The sequence below is a fragment of the Paeniglutamicibacter sp. Y32M11 genome (assembly GCF_019285735.1).
GTDB lineage: Bacteria > Actinomycetota > Actinomycetes > Actinomycetales > Micrococcaceae > Paeniglutamicibacter.
In genome coordinates, this window is record NZ_CP079107.1 from 3,828,882 (window position 1) to 3,846,943 (window position 18,062).

The following is an 18,062-nucleotide window of genomic DNA, read 5'->3' on the forward strand; positions in this document are numbered from 1 at the left end:
ACCTACCAACACTAAGATTGTCTAACAAGTACACATGTGTTTCAAGATAGCCTGAAAAAAATCTGACAAGATTGATTTCCGCATGCCCGCCAGCCAGAGGACCCCGTCGCCATGAGCCAACGTGTCACCGCGCTTTCCATCATCGACGCGATCGTCCAGGATTTACGCCGACGCATCTACGAGGGTGACATCGCTCAGGGAACGGCGCTCACCGAAGCAGAGATCGCTGGCGCTTATGACGTTGCCCGCCCAACGGCCAAGGCCGCCATCGAACGCTTGGTTGCCGATGCGTTGCTCGAACGCGGTGCGCACAAAACGGCGCGCGTGAAGACACTGGGTGCCGATTCGGTCAGAGACATTTATTTGGCCCGGGCCTACCTCGAATCCGAAGTGGTGCGTCGGCTCGCCGCGACCGCGACCGTCCCACCGGAAGCGGTGCGCGCAAACGCCGAAATTACCGCTCGGATATCGCAGCCGGCCACGACGATCATCGACCCCGACATGGATTTCCACACGGCTCTTGTTGACGCGATGGACAACATCCGGACCAGCACCATGTACCGCTCCCTGTTGGGAGAGGTCCGCCTCTGCATGACGCGGGTGCAGTCATTGGAGCTGCTGGATTCCGCAAAAATCGCCAGCGAACACGCCAGCATCTTGGAGCGAATCGCTTCCGGAGATGCAGAAGGCGCAGCCCTTGCCCTCGATGAGCACTTGGCGCAGGCCAGGGAACTGCTGGCGGCTGAAATTGAACAAGCCTCGGACCTCAATAGTTGAGCCCCCGCCTGGGCCACACCGAGGTGTAGACCAAATAGATCCTTCCTTCGCTCGCAGATAAAGCTCCGGTCGAGTCGAGGCAGCGGAAGACCAAGGGAAACACCATCACCCTAGGATTGCTTCAGCGATCAGCACCGAATTTCGCTGCTCCAAAAAATCAAGAGCTCAACCAGATTTACCGTGGCCGAAAGAACCCAAACCTGCCCCACTGACCAATACCTTATGTTCGCTGTGCCTGAAACCTGGCTTTAAGTAGGTGGTGACTGCGACAGCCCTGGGCAGTGAGGACGCCAAAATTTTGCCCGCCGCGGCCGAGGTAACTCTCGACCATCTGTGCCACAGGACGACGGGCACCTCAGGGCTTCACCCCGACAGTGACCAGTGCCGAAGGCAAACGACCCAATCCCGACCGCTAGCTTCCGGATATGGACAGCAGCTGCGCGCTTCCGCGGGTTACAGCACCCCTCGGAAATGGCCCACCCTTATGCGAACTTCTATCTCACTTGAACTAACGCGCCACGCCAAGACGTCTCTAGTCTTATTCACTGCTAGTACGCGGCTGCACTTATCGTTGCCTAACACCAACACGGGGTCTGTAATGGTGATCACACACCCGGCATTTGGTGGTGAAACGAAGAGCGACGGAGGGTACTACGATGGCGTACGCCGCCAAGCCTTCGAGCAGGGAAATCTCCGGGGCACGAACGATCAGTTCACCCCCCACCTCCGATAGCGGACAGGTAGTCGTGAAAGAACTCCAGCATTCGTCCGACCATCCGCGGGCCATTGCCATCGGTTCCCACGAGTTGGGCATCGGCACCTTGAATAGCGCGCTGACCAAGGTACTTCACGACCCCGATTGAGTAGCCGTGCTCGGCAACGCCGCAGTCACTCCCCACTGACTCGACGCAACCACAACTACCTAACCCTTCGATAAGAGGTCGAACAGCCCTGTCTGGCGTGTTCTTGGCCCCGCCCGCACACCCCACGCCTTGCCCCACACCCCTAAGGATGCGCCAACTATGCTCGGTTCCCCGCACATTGACGTGCTGCTCGACATCAAGACCACCTTGGGCGAGGGCCCAGTCTGGGACGCGGAGTCCCAACGATTACATTGGATCGACAGTGCGGATGGCCGGATTTTCCGTTCTACCCACGACGGACGCGAACTGCGGGCGTGGGATATGCGAGAGCCCATCGGTTCGATGGCCGTTGGCAAAGATGGCGCCTCATTCCTCGCCGCGTTGAAAAGCGGCCTGCACCGCATTGATACCTCTAGTGGAGAGCGTGAACTGCTCATCGACCCGGAACCAGATTTGCCGAACAACCGCCTCAACGACGGAAAAGTGGACCGTCAAGGGCGATTCGTCTTCGGTTCGATGGACACGCTTGAGGAGCAGCCCAGTGGCAGCCTTTTCAGCTACTCCCCACAAGGCCAGCTCAGCATCCTCGATAAAGACATCGTGGTTTCCAACGGACCGTGTTTCAGTCCCGACGGAAAGACGCTATATTTCGCCGACACGTGGACAGGTGAAATCTGGGCTTACGACTACGAAACAGCCACCGGGAAAGCCAGCAATCGACGCACATTCGCAACTGTGGATACCAGCAGCGGAGGTGCAGCAGATGGGGCAACCGTCGACGCCGAGGGATACCTCTGGCAGGCACTGGTCTATGGAGGCAAGATCATCCGCTATGCGCCCGACGGAACAGTTGACCGCGTCATCGAAACGCCCGTCCTCAAGGTGACAAGCCTTGCGTTTGGCGGACCAAAAATGGATACGCTCTACGCCACGTCCATGGCAAAGCCACCCCTTCCGCGTTTTCCCGAAGACGGCCAGCAACGCGGAGCACTCTTCGCCATCACAGGTCTTGGCGTTATCGGAATTCCCGAACCACGCTTCGGCGCCTAAGAAGAAAGCATCCCATGTCCACCAAAAAATCCTCACTCTCACTGAAATCCATCCACAAATACTCTTGGGTTTCACTGCTTGTCTGCTGGCTCATTTGGATTCTGAACGCCTATGATCGAGAAATCATCCTGCGTCTGGGCCCCACCATCTCAGAGACCTTCAACCTCTCCCCCGAAGCATGGGGCGCAATTGCATCGCTGATCATGTTGGTTCTGGCCGTGATGGCCATACCCGGTTCTGCCATGAGCGACAAGTACGGCGGCGGCTGGAAACGCGCCCGATTCCAGCTCCCGCTGGTTATCGGTTATACGGCGCTTTCCTTCCTCTCTGGCTTCAAATTCATCAGCCACAACATCGTTGCGTTTGTCGCGCTTCGCATTGGCGTCAATCTGGGCGCCGGCTGGGGCGAACCCGTCGGCGTCAGCAACACCTCCGAGTGGTGGCCAAAGGAACGACGCGGCTTCGCACTCGGCGTCCACCACACCGGTTACCCCATCGGTTCACTACTCTCGGGTCTCATGGCCGCTGCGATCATTAGCCTCTTCGGTCCCGAAAATTGGTCCTACGCGTTCTTCTTTGCCTTGATCATCGCGGTGCCGCTGATGATCTTCTGGGGCAAGTACTCAACCCCGGACAAAATCGAGACGCTCTACGCTGACATCCGCGCGCAAGGCCTCAGCGCACCGGATGTCATCGACAACGAACTCCGTCCCAAGGGCCTGCTGAAGAAGACACTTCGGGAACGCAACATCACGCTCACAGCAGGAACAACCATGCTGACCCAAGTCGTCTACATGGGCATCAATGTCGTACTTCCTGCTTACCTGTTTAATGTCCTCGGCTTGTCTCTGGCAGCGTCGGCAGGGCTCAGCGTTGTCTTTGCCGTCACGGGCATCCTCGGTCAGATTATCTGGCCAACCCTCTCAGACATCATCGGACGAAAAATTACCATCATCATCTGTGGCGTTTGGATGACCATCTCTGTCGCAGCCTTCTACCTGGCGACAAGTTCCATGCTGGTGGTCATCATCCAGTTGGCCTTTGGTCTGGTGGCAAACGCTGTCTGGCCCATCTACTACGCAGCAGCATCCGACGCTGCCCCCGAAGGCGCAACATCAACTGCAAATGGTGTGATCACCACCGCCATGTTTATCGGCGGTGGAATCGCGCCGGTGTTCATGGGGGCACTAATCAGCGCGGGTGGCGGCTGGGAGCAGCGCACCGGCTACATAATTTGCTTCTTGGCCATGGCAGCGTGTGCGCTATTGGGAGTTGTGTTGCAGCTCTTTGCCAAGCGCGATACAAACACTCCAATTAGCAAAACAGTTGCGGCCGCCGTCCACTAAGGTTCTCTGCCCCGCTGAATCGGGTGCCGAGCCGTCAGATCACGCGGTTTACCCGATGGGGCCGCCGCGAGGTGTTCGACCCCATCGCCCTTCTGCAGGGCGATGGCTTGGACAGATTTCCACGCTGGCTTTGTGCCGTCTCCGCACTACAGGGAGGAACCCTGGCTCGTTATCCGCAGCCATCGCTCTCCACCCTCATGCTTAACCAGCCATGAGTTCGATAGCTTAACGTTGCTTAACGACCCCGCATGGACTGTAATGGTGATCACACGCCAACGATCTGCCAGTCATGGACCAACAACGCGAAGGAGGCAAAGATGCCGAGCACCCTGAACACCCCGACGGACCGACCCACCCGGGTTTCCGCCGCGGCGGTCGCGCGAGCATCGGGTGTCTCCGCCGCAACGGTCAGCTACATCATGAATGGTCGACCCGGGGCGTCCACCGAAACTCGTCGGCACGTCGTGAAGATTGCCAACGAGATGGGTTTCCGTCCCTCGGGTAACTCCGCGGGACGCGACCCGCTGCTGACCCGCGTGGTGGGCCTCATCCTTCCGAACATCGTTAATCAGATGTACACCGGTTGGGCGCAACACATTATTAACGCAACTGCGGCGGAGGGCTTCGAAGTCTTTGTCGCAACAACCCAGGACGATCCGGAATCTCTAGCCCAGGTCGCCAGCACTCTGGCGGCTCGCAATGTCGACGGCGTCATTATTGCCGCCGCGCTACGCGAAGATTCGCGGGCACTACGGACCCTGCGCCAAAAACGTATCCCGTATGTCTACCTTTCTAGGCGCTCGGACCACTTGCCCGGGGACTTCGTGGGAATCGATGACGATGCAGCGGCGGCCGAACTCATGGGCCACATCCTTGAGCACGGCTACCGGGAAATTGCGACGGTCATTGGGCCACGCTTCTCCACCGCTTCGATGGCACGCGAGCAGGCATTTGTCCGCACCGCAAGCGCCGCGGGTGTGGTGATCACCGGGGAGCGGAAAATCAGCACCCGGCTGAACTCCGATGGCGGACGGGTGGCCGCGGAAAAACTCCTCGGTTCCGCCCATCCCCCGCGGGCCATCGTATGCGGATCCGATGAGATAGCCATCGGCGTCATGGAACACGCCCTGTCCCTAGGACTACGAATTCCCGAGGATGTGGCGGTCGTCGGCAGCGACGGTCTGCCGCGAAGCCGTTCATTGCTGATCGGTTTGACCACGATCGTCCAGCCGGTCAAGGAGATGGCCGAGCGCTCCTTCGAACTTCTTCTGGACCAAATTACCCATCCGCGAACTACCTACGCGCATTCGGTGTGTACGCATCGGATTCATATTGGACGGACCTGCGGGTGCGTTCCGGGCTCCGCCCACTAGCCACCACCTCCATCATTTCAGCAGCCAGGGGCCGACGCGCCTTCCCGTTGCTACGCCCCCAAATAAAGGCAAAGACATGTCAGCCACTTCGCACCAAACGACGATGAGGTCACCCGAAGTCGTCAACAAGCTCATCTTCCGCCGCGTCATGCCGCTGCTAATTGCCGCATACGTCATGGCCTTCATCGATCGCACCAACATCGGCATGGCCAAAGACCGGATGGAGATCGATCTCGGAATCTCCGCCACCGCCTACGGAATTGGCGCCGGGCTGTTCTTCCTCACCTATGCCTTCTCCGAGATCCCCTCGAACCTGATCATGCACAAGGTCGGTGCCCGCTTCTGGATCATGAGGATCATGATCACCTGGGGCATCCTCTCCGCGTGCATGGCTCTGGTGCAGGGCGAATGGTCCTTCTATATCTTGCGGATGTTGCTCGGCATCGCCGAGGCCGGGCTGTTCCCCGGAGTCATCTACTTCATCACCCAATGGTTTGTTGTTAAGCATCGGGCCAAGGCCAACGGCATGTTCCTGCTCGGAGTGTCCATCGCCAACATCGTCGGAGCTCCGCTCGGTGGCGTGCTGCTGACCCTCGACGGTCTCGGCGGCCTGCACGGCTGGCAGTGGATGTTCATCATCGAAGGCATCCCGCGTGCTTCCTGGCCTTCTTCATCTGGAAGTACCTGCCCAACAAGCCCACCGATTCCACGTTCCTCACTAAAGCGGAGGCCGAAGATCTCGAGGCTCGCATCCTCGCCGAAGAAACGGCCGGGGCTAAAGCCTCGGGCAACTCGAAGTTGCGCCATGTACTGAAGGACAAGCAGATCCTGCTGGTGGTGGCCATCTACTTCACCCACCAGATCGCGGTCTACGCGCTGAGCTTCTTCCTTCCCTCGATCATCGGCAGCTATGGAACCCTGAACACCATCCAGATCGGTCTACTAACCTCCATCCCGTGGATCTTCTCTGCGGCAGGTGCCCTACTGCTGCCGCGCCTAGCCACCAACGCATCGCGCTCGCGGCTGATCGCCACCTCGACGATGGTCGGCATCGTCGCCGGCTTCACGCTTGGCGCGGTTGGCGGTCCGCTGCTGGGCATGATCGGGTTCTGCTTGGCGGCCTTCAACTTCTTCGCCCTGCAGCCGATCCTCTTCACCTACCCGGCCACCCGACTCTCCGGTGCTGCGCTGGCCGGCGGTATCGCCTTCGTGAACACCGTTGGCCTCTTCGGAGGATTCCTCGGCCCGTACGTCATGGGCTTCATGGAGGAAACCACCGGCAGCAAGCTCTCGGGCCTCTGGTTCATCGTGGCGATGTGCGCCATCGGCGCAATGCTGACTCGAAAGCTTAAGCGCGGCACCGAGGACCCCTCCAAATCCTCCGTCGCCGCCCACTAAACCCGTCTACGATCGGAAAGATTCTCACAATGGGAACCCCAAAACTCGACTTTACCGACCACTCCGTTTTGGTCACCGCGGGAGCAGCCGGCATCGGCCTGGCTATCGCCACTGCCTTCAAAGACCTTGGGGCCCGGGTTTTTGTTACCGACATCAACCCCGACGCCGTTGCTGCAGCTAGCGAAGCCGGTTTCACCGCGCTGGTGAATGACGTATCGGATGAGGCTCAGGTCATCGAACTTGCCGCTGCCATTCGCAGCGAATTTGGATCGCTGGATGTCTTGGTCAACAACGCAGGCATCGCGGGTCCCACCGGGCCCATCGACACCCTAGACGCCGCAGCCTGGCGCACCACCTTCGATGTGAATGTCCACGGTCAATTCCACTGCATCAAGCATCTGTTGCCGCTGCTGCGCGAGGCCAGTGACGCCTCGATCATCAATCTGTCCTCGGCCGCGGGTCGACTGGGCATGGCCGGCCGCAGCGCCTACTCGGCGTCCAAGTGGGCAGTGATCGGACTGACCAAGACCCTGGCCATCGAGCTGGGTGACGAGCGCATCCGCGTTAATGCCATCTGCCCGGGTGCGGTAAATGGCCCCCGCATCGAGGCAGTTATTGAAGCCAAGGCCGCGATGCTCGGCCGCCCGCTGGCGGAGGTCTCGGATCTCTACCACCGGCAGTCGTCGCTGAATCGACTCGTCGAAGCCGGGGACATTGCCGACATGGCCATCTTCCTGGCCAGCTCCATGGCACGCAGCATCAACGGTCAAGCAATGGCCGTCGACGGCAATACCGAAAAGCTCTACTAAGGAACCCGAGACCATCATGGCAAATACACGCAAGGTCATCATCACCTCCGCCGTCACCGGCGCGATCCACACCCCCACCATGTCTCCGCATCTTCCGGTCACCGCCGACGAGATCGCCGAGGCAGCCATTGGCGCGGCCGAGGCCGGCGCCTCGATCGTGCACATGCACGCCCGGGATCCCAAGGACGGGCGCCCTTCTCAGGACCCCGCCCACTTCGAACCCATTCTGCAAAAGCTCAAGGCCAACACCGACGCGATCATCAATATCACCACCGGCGGTTCACCGCACATGAGCGTGGAAGAACGCATGCGTCCGGTAATCGAGTTCGCCCCCGAGCTCGCCTCATTGAACATGGGGTCGATGAACTTCGGCCTTTATCCCATGCTGGATCGCTTCAAGGACTTCGAGCACGAATGGGAGCGCGAGGGACTGGAAAAATCCCGGGATTTGGTCTTCAAGAACACCTTCGCCGATATCCAGAAGATCTTGGAAATCGGTAACAAGAACGACACCCGCTTCGAATTCGAGTGCTACGACATCTCGCATTTAAACAACCTGGCGCATTTCCAGGCACGTGGGCTGGCCCGCGGCCCGCTCTTTGTCCAGTCCGTCTTCGGCCTACTCGGCGGAATCGGCGCTCATCCGGAGGATCTGATGCACATGCGTCGCACTGCTGACCGACTCTTCGGTGATAACTACGAATGGTCGATCCTAGGTGCCGGTAAGAATCAGATGCCGCTGGCCACGATCGGTGCGGCCATGGGTTCGCACGTTCGGGTCGGCCTCGAAGACTCGTTGTGGATCGGCCCCGGCCAGCTGGCGGTGTCCAACGCCGAGCAGGTCACCCGAGCTCGCACCATCCTCGAGGCCCTGAACTTCGAGGTCGCCACCCCCGATGAGGCCCGCGAAATGCTGGAGCTCAAGGGCCGCGAAAACGTTAATTTCTAGAAAGGCACCATGAAGATCCTGGTAGTCCCCGACAGCTTCAAGGGCACCTTCACCGCAGCCGAAGTTGCCGCCGCCATCGCCGGCGGCATCCGCTCCACCGGTGCGAGTGCCGAGGAAATGCCCGTGGCAGACGGAGGGGAAGGCACTGAGGAAATTCTCGGTGCCGCGTTGGGGGCCCAGCGGATCTTTGTATCTACGGTTGGCCCATGGCGCGATCCGGTCTCCGCCTCCTATTCGCTGACAAGTGGTGGTACCGCCTACATCAACCTTGCCGCAGCCAGCGGCATCACGCTGTCTGCTCCGGGTGGACGCAATCCCATCACCGCCGACACCTATGGCACCGGGCTGCTTATGGTGGACGCAATCTCCCGCGGCGCCAAGCAAGTGGTGGTTGCCGCGGGCGGATCGGCGACCACCGATGGAGGGGCAGGCGCCTGTGCGGCGATTGCCGATCACGGCGGGCTGCGCGACGCACAGATAACCGTCCTCAGCGATGTCACCACGCCTTTCGAAGATGCAGCGGTCGTCTTCGGCCCACAAAAGGGTGCCACTCAACACGAGATCACGCTACTGACCGAACGTCTGCATACGATCGCTGCGACCCTGCCGAAGGACCCTCGCGGCGTTCCCGCCACGGGTGCAGCCGGCGGTTTCAGCGGCGGACTCTGGGCGCAATACGATGCGCAGTTGCGCTCCGGCGCAGACTACGTCCTTGATACGATCGACTTCGAGGCTGCCATTTCGGATGCGGATGCGGTGGTCGTCGGCGAGGGTCGCCTGGATTCCCAAACTCTGCAGGGCAAGATCATCTCGGTGATCATGGCCCGCGGCGGATCCGTGCCTATTTATGCGGTGGTCGGATCGCTCACCGAGGATGCACCGCTAGATGCCTTCGCTCAGGTCCTTATCGCCACGGATGAGACTCGCATGCGAGCTGCCGGTGCGCAGATTGCCAGGGCGCATGCTCAGGCGACGGCACTTCCGAGCGACGCGAAAGCTTCAAACCGATAGTGGGGGACGGCTCAGCTGCATGATTTCCGCTCGAAGCCACCTGCAAAAACAAGGTCTTCTTGATTGATTCCGGTGCCATCCGTGACCAGCAGTTCTTCTTCAGACGTGTTGTCACGACTTCCGGAGGTGGGCGTTTCATACTTTTCGCGTAGTTGAATAGCTCGTCCGAGCGCAAAGGCCACGATGGCGCCCAGAATCAGCCATCCTGCGATGACTATGGCAACGATTGCGACGACGTTCAAAGTGACACCCACGAGGTGATGCTCGATTGGGATAGCGTCAGGGTGTCACCTAGGAAAATTCCCTGTTCCATGGAATTCACGCTAGTCCTCTCGTCGTTGTTTGTTGTCGTCGATTGGCGTTTACCGCCACGTCGTACTGAGCAGTCTCCACGTGAAAACTGAGTGTTTCTTGAACAAAACCCTTGAATTTCCGCTTCCGCGGCACATGGAGAGACTCTCGAATTTATGGTTCATGACGCGGAAAACTGGGAAATTCCATTTTCGATATGAACAGCTATCCCGCAACGTCGAGAAGATCGTTCCAGAGAACAATGCTGAAACTGATGCAGTCCAAATATCCTCAGTGCCGCCGGAACGTACCTTATCGGATGGGATATTCGATCATCTTCACCAAAGTTCTCCAGCGCCCTGGACGTTTCGTTCACAGCCGTGGAGCCTCAAAGCCTCGAATGCGGCGGCCAGCGCCTATCGGGGGCTCAGCGCCCACCGAAGAATTTCCGTCGAGAGACTTTCATCCATCCATTTTTGAGGGCGTCAGTGATTCTTTTCATGGTGGCTGTGTCGGGTGGGATCGCCCACTTAATCTGCCGCAGATTATTTCATCCCCGAATTAGCGAAGCGGAAGTGCCGTCTCACCGCGCAATTTCTTGGACAGCTCATGGGCATGATGCAACAGTAATTCACCCATTTCCTTGCGCCGCTCGGGGGCGAATCTGGATTCAATTCCGGTCAGGCTCAAGGCCCAGGCTGGTTGCCCGGCCTTATCGAACACTGCCGAACCCATCCCCCAACTTCCTTGGACGATCAGTCCCGGATTCACTGCCCAGCCACGTTCCCGAGTCTGGGTAATACGCTCGCGCAGGGCCGCTACGCTGTGTTCGATTCCGTGCCCAGGCACCAAATCGTTCTGAGCCAAATATCGTTCCATCGCCGCCTCGGGAAGAAACGAAAGCATGACAAGGCCCGCCGAGGCGACCCCGAGCGGGAATCTTTTACCCTCGTAAAGCACAAAGGAACGGATGGGGAAGGCGCCGTCGGCTCGCAACAGACATACACTTTCGTCTCCTCGTCGTACCGAAAGGAAGGCGCTTTCGCCGGTGGCCTCGGCCAAAGCGGCCACGTGGTCGCGCGCAATCTCGGTGATGTCGTAGCGTTCGGCGGCTACGGTTCCCATCAGATACATTTCCGGCCCCAGGAGCCACAGTCCCTCACGGTTGTCATGGTCGCAAAAGCCCTCCGCCGTGAGTGCCGCGAGCAGCCGGTGCACGGTGGGCCGGGCCAGCTGGGTGGTGCGGGCGACGTCGGCGGTCGAGGCGCCGCGGGGCATCGCGCTGCTCACCGCGCGCAACACGGCAGCCATTCGGCCCACGACCTGGGCTCCGGGAAACGAAGAAGTCATGACCACATTATGGACGATTGGCTGTCATTCGGTCACCTCTTGGCCATTATCCGGAATCTTTTCCGTATTCATTGACCGGGAATACGCCAACTAGCTACCGTCAAAGTAGAAGAAAGACGTTATCCACATCGTGGACGCACAAAGGAGCATCATGGCAACGAAAGTTATAGCCGACGCCGCCGCGGCGTTGGCCGAAAGCGTGCGCGATGGCATGATCATCGCCGTGGGCGGCTTCGGCCTCAGTGGCATTCCCAATCGCCTGATCACGGCCCTGCGCGATTCCGGTGCGACCGGTTTAACCATCGTTTCCAACAACATGGGCGTCGACGGCAAGGGGCTCGGAGTCCTGCTGGAAAACAAACAGGTAGCAAAGGTCTTGGCATCCTATGTGGGTGAGAACAAGCTCTTCGCCCAGCAGTTCCTCAACAAGGAGCTCGAAGTGGAGTTCGTCCCGCAGGGCACGTTGGCCGAACGGCTGCGAGCAGGAGGCGCGGGCATTCCCGCATTCTTCACCCCCACCGGTGTGGGAACTCCGGTGGCCGAGGGGAAAGAAGTCATGGAGTTCAACGGACGCCCCGCCATCTTAGAACGCGGCATCGTCGCCGACATTTCTCTGGTGCGGGCCTTTGAAGCCGACCCGGAGGGAAACTTGCGGTACCGGATGACAGCGCGGAACTTCAACCCGCTGGTCGCCACCGCGGGCCGCCTCACCTTCGCCGAGGCCGAGGTGATCCACGAGAATTACCTAGATCCCGCGCTTGTTGACACACCAGGCATCTTTGTACACCGGGTTGTAGCAACGGATGGCGTTAAAGACATCGAACAGCGGACCGTACGCGTCCGAGCGGAGGCATAAATCATGTGGACACGCGATGAAATGGCAGCCATTGCCGCTTCCGAACTCACCGACGGCCAATACGTGAACCTCGGCATTGGCATCCCCACTCTCGTGGCGAACAATTTGCCGCAGGGTGTGAACGTCACCCTGCAGAGCGAAAACGGCTTGCTGGGCATGGGGCCCTTCCCCTTCGAGGGGAAGAAGACGCCGATTTGATTAACGCCGGCAAACAAACGGTGACGTTGTTGCCCGGTGGCAGCTACTTCGATTCCGCCACCTCCTTCGGGATGATCCGCGGTGGACACGTGGCCACCGCGATTCTCGGCGCCTTGCAGGTGGCGGCCAATGGCGACCTTGCCAACTGGACCATCCCCGGCAAGTTGGTTAAGGGCATGGGCGGGGCCATGGACCTGGTGGCCGGAACGCCGCGCGTCATTGTCATCACCGACCACGTGGCCAAGGACGGCACGCCCAAGATCGTAGAAACTTGCGACCTGCCGCTGACCGGAGTCGGCGTGGTGGATAGGATCATCACCGACCGCGCGGTCTTTGACGTCATCAACAAGGCCTTGGTGCTGCGCTCCGTGGCACCGGGTGTCACCATGGAAGACCTGCGCGAGGCCACTGGCGCGCCATTCACGATTGAGATTGAGGAAGTAAACGCAGCATGAGCGCACTAATCGTCGGGTACGCCCGCACCCCCTTCGCCCGCTTCAACGGCGCCTTCGCCACGGTTCCGGGTACTGCCCTTGGTGCTCACGCGGCAGCGGCAGCCATGGAACGCGCCGGCCTTGACGCCTCCGAGGTTCAGCGGGTCTTCGCTGGTCAGGTTCTCCAAGGCGGAGCCGGCCAGAACCCCGCACGCCAGTCGGCGATCGGCGCCGGAATCGGCTATGACGTCCCGGCCATGACGCTGAATGCCGTCTGCCTCTCGGGCACCGAGGCTGTGGTTGCCGGAGAACGCATGATTTCCGCCGGTGAGGTGGACGTGGTGGTGGCCATCGGGCAGGAATCCATGTCGCTGGCACCGCACGTGCAGCGCGCCCGGGCTGGGACCAAGTACGGTGCCATTGAGTTGATTGACACCCTGGAATACGACGGATTGACCGACGCCTTTGAAAAGCGCTCGATGGGTTCTTCTACCGAGGATGGCAATGCCACCCACGGCATCACCCGTGCGGCACAGGATGAATTCTCTGCCCGTTCGCACCGTTTGGCTGCCGCCGCGGCAGACTTCCACGCCGCGGAAATCGCACCCTTCACCATTTCTTCGCGTCGCGGCGATGTTGTTGTCTCCGCCGATGACGGCATCCGGGCCGACACCACGGCCGAGTCGCTGTCCAAGCTCCGTCCTTCCTTCAGTAAGGACGGCACCATCACCGCGGGCAACGCCTCACAGATCACCGACGGCGCCGCGGCGATTGTCTTGGTCAGTAAGGCTGCCGCCGAGCGTCTGGGCTTGACCCCGATCGCCGAAATTGTCTCCCACGCGCTGGTTGCCGGCCCGGATGTCTCGCTGCACGAGCAACCCGCCAATGCCATCCTTGCCGCCTTGGAGGGCACCGGGGTTTCCGCTGCTGACCTGAAGGCCGTGGAAATCAACGAGGCATTCGCCGCCGTTGGTGTTCAGTCGGTGGCCAAGCTGGGCATCGATCCGGAGATCGTCAATCCCAAGGGCGGCGCCATTGCGCTGGGGCACCCGATCGGCGCCTCGGGTGCCCGCATCATTGGTACTCTCGCTCGCCAGTTGGCCGAGCTGGGTTCCGGCTCCGTTGGTGCCACGGGCATCTGCGGCGGCGGCGGCCAGGGTAGCGCCGTGGTGCTGCGTGCCATCTAGTTCCCGATAGGCGGCGTGGCCGCCTATTCACTGCTCCGAGGGCGTGTCGTCGATGTCTAGAACATGGCGATGCGCCCTCTGGTCGCAACTGCCTCTTGGGAAGAGGTCAGCTCCCCGAGGGGCCGGAACGACCTATTTGGAGTCGGCGTCGTTGTAGCGGATCAAGGCTTCGGCAAATGAGGCGATCTCCTGATCGCTCCAGCCAGCAAGCCGGTCGGTAACAACTTCGCGGTGCACCTGCGCCGACGTCGCCAGCTGCTGGTGTCCGTGGTCGGTCAGGACCAGCACGCGACCGCGTCCCGCATCGGTCTCGTCGTAGTTGGCCAACCCCAGTTCGATCAGCGTAGCCACCTGCCGCGACACCGTTGATCGGTTTAGCGAGAACGCTTCGGCGATGTCGATGGCGCGTACCCCCGGGGTATCTGCGATGAAACGCAGCAACGAATGCTCCACGAAGGTCAGCGGCTCGGCGAGGTGACGCGATCGCGCATTCGCACGTCGCGTGATCACCTGCATGTGGTTGTAGACCGCTTGAATGTCCGCGTCACGTTGGTCTGTTCCCATGGCGTCGATTGTAGTCCGTGTTGCATAAAACAACTTTTAATGTTGCATAATGCAACACTAAGCGTACGATGGAAGTTAATGACTTCCACCAACACCAAACCCAGTATCGCCCCACCAGCTTCGGGCCCCTCCAAATCCGCGCACAAGAAATCCTCGCTCCAACAGAAGCCTCGCCTCGGCTGGGGCAAGTTGTGCCTCACCATGCTGATTCCGTTTTTTCTGGTGACGGTCATGGGCCTGGCCTACTTGGGGGCCTTCCATCAGCCGGCACCGCACAATCTGGAGGTCGCCATCGTTGGAGATACGGCCGCGACAAAGGTGTTCGCACAATCCCTCAAGGATGAGGCTGGTGATTCCCTGTCCGTGCGCACGATTGCCACGCCGGACGCCGCTCGCGCATTGGTAGCCGACCGTGAGGTGGCCGCCGCCTTCAGCATGGAGAAATCCTCGGCGACACTGTTTATCTCAAGTGCCGCGTCGGAGACAAACGCGGGCATCACGCAAAAGATCTTCATGCCCATCGCCTATGCCCAACACCTGCCTTTCCAGGTCGAAGACGTTGTTCCCACCGGTGAACACGACAACACCGGGCAGGGCATCTTCTTCCTTCTGGTGGCCTTGAGCATTGGTGGCTACGCGGGATCCGTTCCGCTTTCCGGATTCATGGGCAAGGTCAAACTGCCCACGCGCTTTGTCATGGCTGCCGCATCCGGCGCGGTCGTTTCAACCATCGCACTGGTGATTAGCGGCCCCATCTACGGGGTCCTCACCCACAGCCTTGCTGACATCTGGCTCATCTCCTGGCTATATACCACCGCCATCACAACGATCGGCATGGGATTGCACCCCATCTTGCGCCATTGGACAACGGCCACCTTGACGCTCTGCTTTGTTGCACTGAACTTCACCAGCTCGGGCGGCATCTTCATGCCAGAAGTGCAGCCGGGCCTGTTTGCGGCGCTCAACGCCTTCTGGAACGGCGCAGCGTGGCTTCACGCAGTCCAAACACTGACCTATTTCCCGAGTGAGGGAATCGGCCTCGATATCCTGAAATTGGCACTATGGCTCATCGCCGGTATCGCACTGATGATCCTCACTCACGCGTGGAGTGATCGCAAGACCCGCCTGGCCGACGAGGATGCCAAGATTTCCGAGGTAGAGCAGACCATCGCCGCCTAATCGCGATGGCCGCATAATTTCCAATCAAACGATTGACAGTGACCGGCGTCACGGTGTTTGCTGGAGTATCCGAATCAATCGATTGATTGGCTCGGATACCTTCAGTAGACATTGGAGTCCCGGGTGAACATCGTCAAGGTCCAGCAGGCCGCCGTGCTGCTCTTTGCCCGCCAGGGGTTTGCCGCAACCGGCATCCGGGAGCTGGGGGCAGCGGCCGGCATCAACTCCGCCACGATCTATCACTACACCGGCAGCAAGGAACAGCTGTTGGTGGCGATCATGCGCGGTTGCCTAGAATCAATGATCACTTCGGGCTCGGCCGCGCTGCGCAGCAGCTCCGAACCGACCATCCAATTGGCGGCGTTGGTCTCATCCCATGTTGGTTTTACTGCCTCCAACCCACTGACCGCCCGCGTTGCCGAATACGAAATGCGCGCACTGGCACTCGAAAATCAATCGGCAATGCAACAGCTTCGCGATGACTACGAAGCCCTCTTCGCCCAGGTTGTTGAACGCGGAATCCGCGTCGGCGATTTTTCCTCCATTGACTCCACCATGGCCCGTCTTGCGCTGATGGAAATGGGGACCGGCGTTGCCCATTGGTATAGGCCCGATGGCCGACTCACGCTCTCCGAGGTCCAGCACAACTTTGTGGACATGGCCTGCAAGATCCTCTCCGCCGACCCATCCACCCTGATGGGAGTGGACTTCATAGATCCACCGGTGCTGCTGGGCAGCGAGCCGCCGGGAGTTAGTACCTAATCCACCGATTGACAGGACATTCCCTCCCCCGTTTTGCTTCGAAAGAGGATCCATGGAAGCGCTAGACAGCACGCTCGACATCACCAGCCCCGGTTACTTGAAAAATGCAGCCGAGCAAAACCTGCTGGTCGCCGAGCTCAAGAACCGTCTGGCCACCGCAGCCCGCGGCGGATCGGAGAAAACCCGACAACGGCACGTGGATCGAGGAAAGCTTCTGCCGCGTGATCGCGTCGAAGCACTCCTGGACGAGGGTTCACCGTTTCTAGAAATCGCGCCACTGGCGGCGGAGGGTATGTATGACGGGGAATGCCCGGGCGCCGGGCTCATCACCGGTATCGGTCTGGTCCACGATCGTTTTGTGATGGTCGTCTGCAATGATGCAACGGTCAAGGGCGGGACCTACTTCCCGATGACCGTAAAAAAGCACCTGCGAGCCCAGGAAATTGCGCTCGAGAACGGCCTGCCCTGCGTATACCTCGTTGACTCGGGCGGCGCTTTTTTGCCCATGCAGGACGAGGTCTTCCCGGACCGCGATCACTTCGGGAGGATCTTCTACAACCAGGCCAACCTGTCAGCCGCCAAGATTCCGCAACTTGCCGCGGTCCTGGGCTCCTGCACCGCAGGAGGTGCCTACGTTCCGGCGATGAGCGATGAGACGGTGATCGTCCGCAACCAGGGCACCATCTTTTTGGGCGGACCCCCACTGGTGAAGGCGGCCATCGGCGAAATTGTCAGCGCCGAAGAACTCGGCGGCGGCGATCTTCATGCCAAGACCTCCGGGGTGGTTGACCATCTGGCCGAAAACGATGCCCACGCCATCTCGATTCTCCGCGACATCATCGATACCCTGCCCTCCACCCCGCAACCGGTGTGGGACGTCCTGACCGATAACCCGGCGCCGCTTCTGGATCCCAGCGAACTGTACGGTGTTGTTCCCACCGATGTGAACGCATCCTACGACGTGCATGAGGTCATCGCGCGGATCGTTGACGGCAGCGAGTTCCACGAATTTAAGGCCAACTACGGCACGACCTTGGTCACGGGTTTCGCCCGCATCCACGGTCACAAGGTCGGCATCGTGGCCAATAACGGGGTCCTCTTCTCCGAATCCGCACTCAAGGGAGCCCACTTCATTGAGCTCTGCGATCAACGCGGCGTACCGCTGATCTTCCTGCAGAACCTCGCGGGTTTCATGGTCGGCCGAGATTATGAGGCCGGCGGCATCGCCAAACATGGCGCCAAGATGGTCACCGCTGTTGCCACGGCACGGGTTCCCAAGCTCACCGTGATCATCGGCGGGTCCTTCGGTGCGGGCAACTACTCTATGTGCGGGCGGGCCTACTCCCCGCGTTTCTTATGGATGTGGCCGGCGGCCCGGATCTCGGTCATGGGCGGGGCCCAGGCATCCTCCGTCCTAGCCACCGTCAAGCGTGATGCCCTCGAGGCGGCGGGTTCCACGTGGAGCGCCGAAGAAGAAGCCACCTTCAAGGAGCCGCTCAAGGCCCAGTATGAGCACCAGGGCAATCCGTATTACTCCACGGCGCGGCTCTGGGACGACGGCGTCATCGATCCCCTCGACACGCGCAGGGTCCTGGGCCTGACTCTGGATGTCTGCGCAAGACAACCCCTGAAGGAAACCTCCTTCGGTCTGTTCAGGATGTGAGG

Annotated in this window: 17 protein-coding genes and 2 pseudogenes; 16 read left to right on the plus strand and 3 right to left on the minus strand. The window is 60.1% G+C overall.

All coding sequences use genetic code 11. The features are described 5' to 3' along the window. The first annotated feature begins 111 nt into the window (after nt 1-111). The 10 genes and pseudogenes from KUF55_RS16985 (at nt 112) to KUF55_RS17025 (ending at nt 9,576) form a co-directional block, all read left to right on the plus strand. Nucleotides 112-777 (plus strand): GntR family transcriptional regulator, encoded by a 666-nt coding sequence (locus KUF55_RS16985; RefSeq protein ID WP_218817406.1) that lies wholly within the window; start codon nt 112-114, stop codon nt 775-777. Nucleotides 778-1,433: 656 nt separating this feature from the next. Continuing rightward, nucleotides 1,434-1,640, plus strand: coding sequence for a hypothetical protein (locus tag KUF55_RS16990; RefSeq protein ID WP_218817407.1), 207 nt, complete (start codon nt 1,434-1,436; stop codon nt 1,638-1,640). Nucleotides 1,641-1,799: 159 nt separating this feature from the next. Then, nucleotides 1,800-2,690, plus strand: coding sequence for an SMP-30/gluconolactonase/LRE family protein (locus tag KUF55_RS16995; RefSeq protein ID WP_132360403.1), 891 nt, complete (start codon nt 1,800-1,802; stop codon nt 2,688-2,690). Nucleotides 2,691-2,704: 14 nt separating this feature from the next. Then, complete coding sequence (locus tag KUF55_RS17000; RefSeq protein ID WP_132360405.1) at nt 2,705-4,036, plus strand: MFS transporter; 1,332 nt, start codon at nt 2,705-2,707, stop codon at nt 4,034-4,036. A gap of 317 nt (nt 4,037-4,353) precedes the next feature. Continuing rightward, entirely contained in the window at nt 4,354-5,409 is a 1,056-nt protein-coding gene (locus KUF55_RS17005) for a LacI family DNA-binding transcriptional regulator (RefSeq protein WP_218817408.1), read from the plus strand. Nucleotides 5,410-5,629: 220 nt separating this feature from the next. Then, nucleotides 5,630-5,998 (plus strand): annotated as a pseudogene (locus KUF55_RS18890) (MFS transporter); the annotation flags it as partial. 35 nt (nt 5,999-6,033) lie between these two features. Beyond that, nucleotides 6,034-6,807 (plus strand): MFS transporter, encoded by a 774-nt coding sequence (locus KUF55_RS18895; RefSeq protein WP_255557136.1) that lies wholly within the window; start codon nt 6,034-6,036, stop codon nt 6,805-6,807. Between the two features lie 29 nt (nt 6,808-6,836). Next, nucleotides 6,837-7,616: an SDR family oxidoreductase gene (locus KUF55_RS17015; RefSeq protein ID WP_132360409.1), complete on the plus strand. Its 780-nt coding sequence runs from the start codon at nt 6,837-6,839 to the stop codon at nt 7,614-7,616. Between the two features lie 16 nt (nt 7,617-7,632). Then, the gene (locus KUF55_RS17020) at nt 7,633-8,565 is read left to right on the plus strand and encodes a 3-keto-5-aminohexanoate cleavage protein (RefSeq protein ID WP_132360411.1); all 933 of its coding nucleotides are present in this window, start codon (nt 7,633-7,635) and stop codon (nt 8,563-8,565) included. A 9-nt stretch (nt 8,566-8,574) separates the two neighbouring features. After that, the gene (locus KUF55_RS17025) at nt 8,575-9,576 is read left to right on the plus strand and encodes a glycerate kinase (RefSeq protein WP_218817409.1); all 1,002 of its coding nucleotides are present in this window, start codon (nt 8,575-8,577) and stop codon (nt 9,574-9,576) included. 11 nt (nt 9,577-9,587) lie between these two features. Here KUF55_RS17025 and KUF55_RS17030 read toward each other — a convergent pair whose 3' ends face one another. Next, complete coding sequence (locus tag KUF55_RS17030) at nt 9,588-9,830, minus strand: hypothetical protein (RefSeq protein ID WP_218817410.1); 243 nt, start codon at nt 9,828-9,830, stop codon at nt 9,588-9,590. 598 nt (nt 9,831-10,428) lie between these two features. Next, nucleotides 10,429-11,217, minus strand: a complete 789-nt coding sequence (locus KUF55_RS17035; protein WP_218817411.1) for an IclR family transcriptional regulator — start codon at nt 11,215-11,217, stop codon at nt 10,429-10,431. A gap of 151 nt (nt 11,218-11,368) precedes the next feature. Here KUF55_RS17035 and KUF55_RS17040 point away from each other — a divergent pair, with 151 nt between their 5' ends. From KUF55_RS17040 to KUF55_RS17050, 3 genes and pseudogenes are all read left to right on the plus strand, one after another. Further along, nucleotides 11,369-12,073, plus strand: a complete 705-nt coding sequence (locus tag KUF55_RS17040; RefSeq protein ID WP_218817412.1) for a CoA transferase subunit A — start codon at nt 11,369-11,371, stop codon at nt 12,071-12,073. A 21-nt stretch (nt 12,074-12,094) separates the two neighbouring features. Beyond that, nucleotides 12,095-12,726 (plus strand): annotated as a pseudogene (locus tag KUF55_RS17045) (3-oxoacid CoA-transferase subunit B). Further along, nucleotides 12,723-13,892, plus strand: coding sequence for an acetyl-CoA C-acyltransferase (locus KUF55_RS17050; protein ID WP_218817413.1), 1,170 nt, complete (start codon nt 12,723-12,725; stop codon nt 13,890-13,892). Before KUF55_RS17045 ends, KUF55_RS17050 begins: the two are co-directional and overlap by 4 nt. 132 nt (nt 13,893-14,024) lie before the next feature. Here KUF55_RS17050 and KUF55_RS17055 read toward each other — a convergent pair whose 3' ends face one another. Next, a complete protein-coding gene (locus KUF55_RS17055; protein ID WP_218817414.1) occupies nt 14,025-14,456 on the minus strand; it encodes a MarR family winged helix-turn-helix transcriptional regulator in 432 nt (143 codons plus the stop codon). Between the two features lie 78 nt (nt 14,457-14,534). Between KUF55_RS17055 and KUF55_RS17060 the strand changes: the two genes are divergently transcribed. From KUF55_RS17060 to KUF55_RS17070, 3 genes are all read left to right on the plus strand, one after another. After that, entirely contained in the window at nt 14,535-15,635 is a 1,101-nt protein-coding gene (locus KUF55_RS17060; RefSeq protein WP_218817415.1) for a hypothetical protein, read from the plus strand. 123 nt (nt 15,636-15,758) lie between these two features. Continuing rightward, the gene (locus KUF55_RS17065) at nt 15,759-16,397 is read left to right on the plus strand and encodes a TetR/AcrR family transcriptional regulator (protein WP_132360428.1); all 639 of its coding nucleotides are present in this window, start codon (nt 15,759-15,761) and stop codon (nt 16,395-16,397) included. Nucleotides 16,398-16,449: 52 nt separating this feature from the next. Beyond that, nucleotides 16,450-18,060 (plus strand): carboxyl transferase domain-containing protein, encoded by a 1,611-nt coding sequence (locus KUF55_RS17070; RefSeq protein ID WP_218817416.1) that lies wholly within the window; start codon nt 16,450-16,452, stop codon nt 18,058-18,060. Nucleotides 18,061-18,062: the final 2 nt, after the last annotated feature.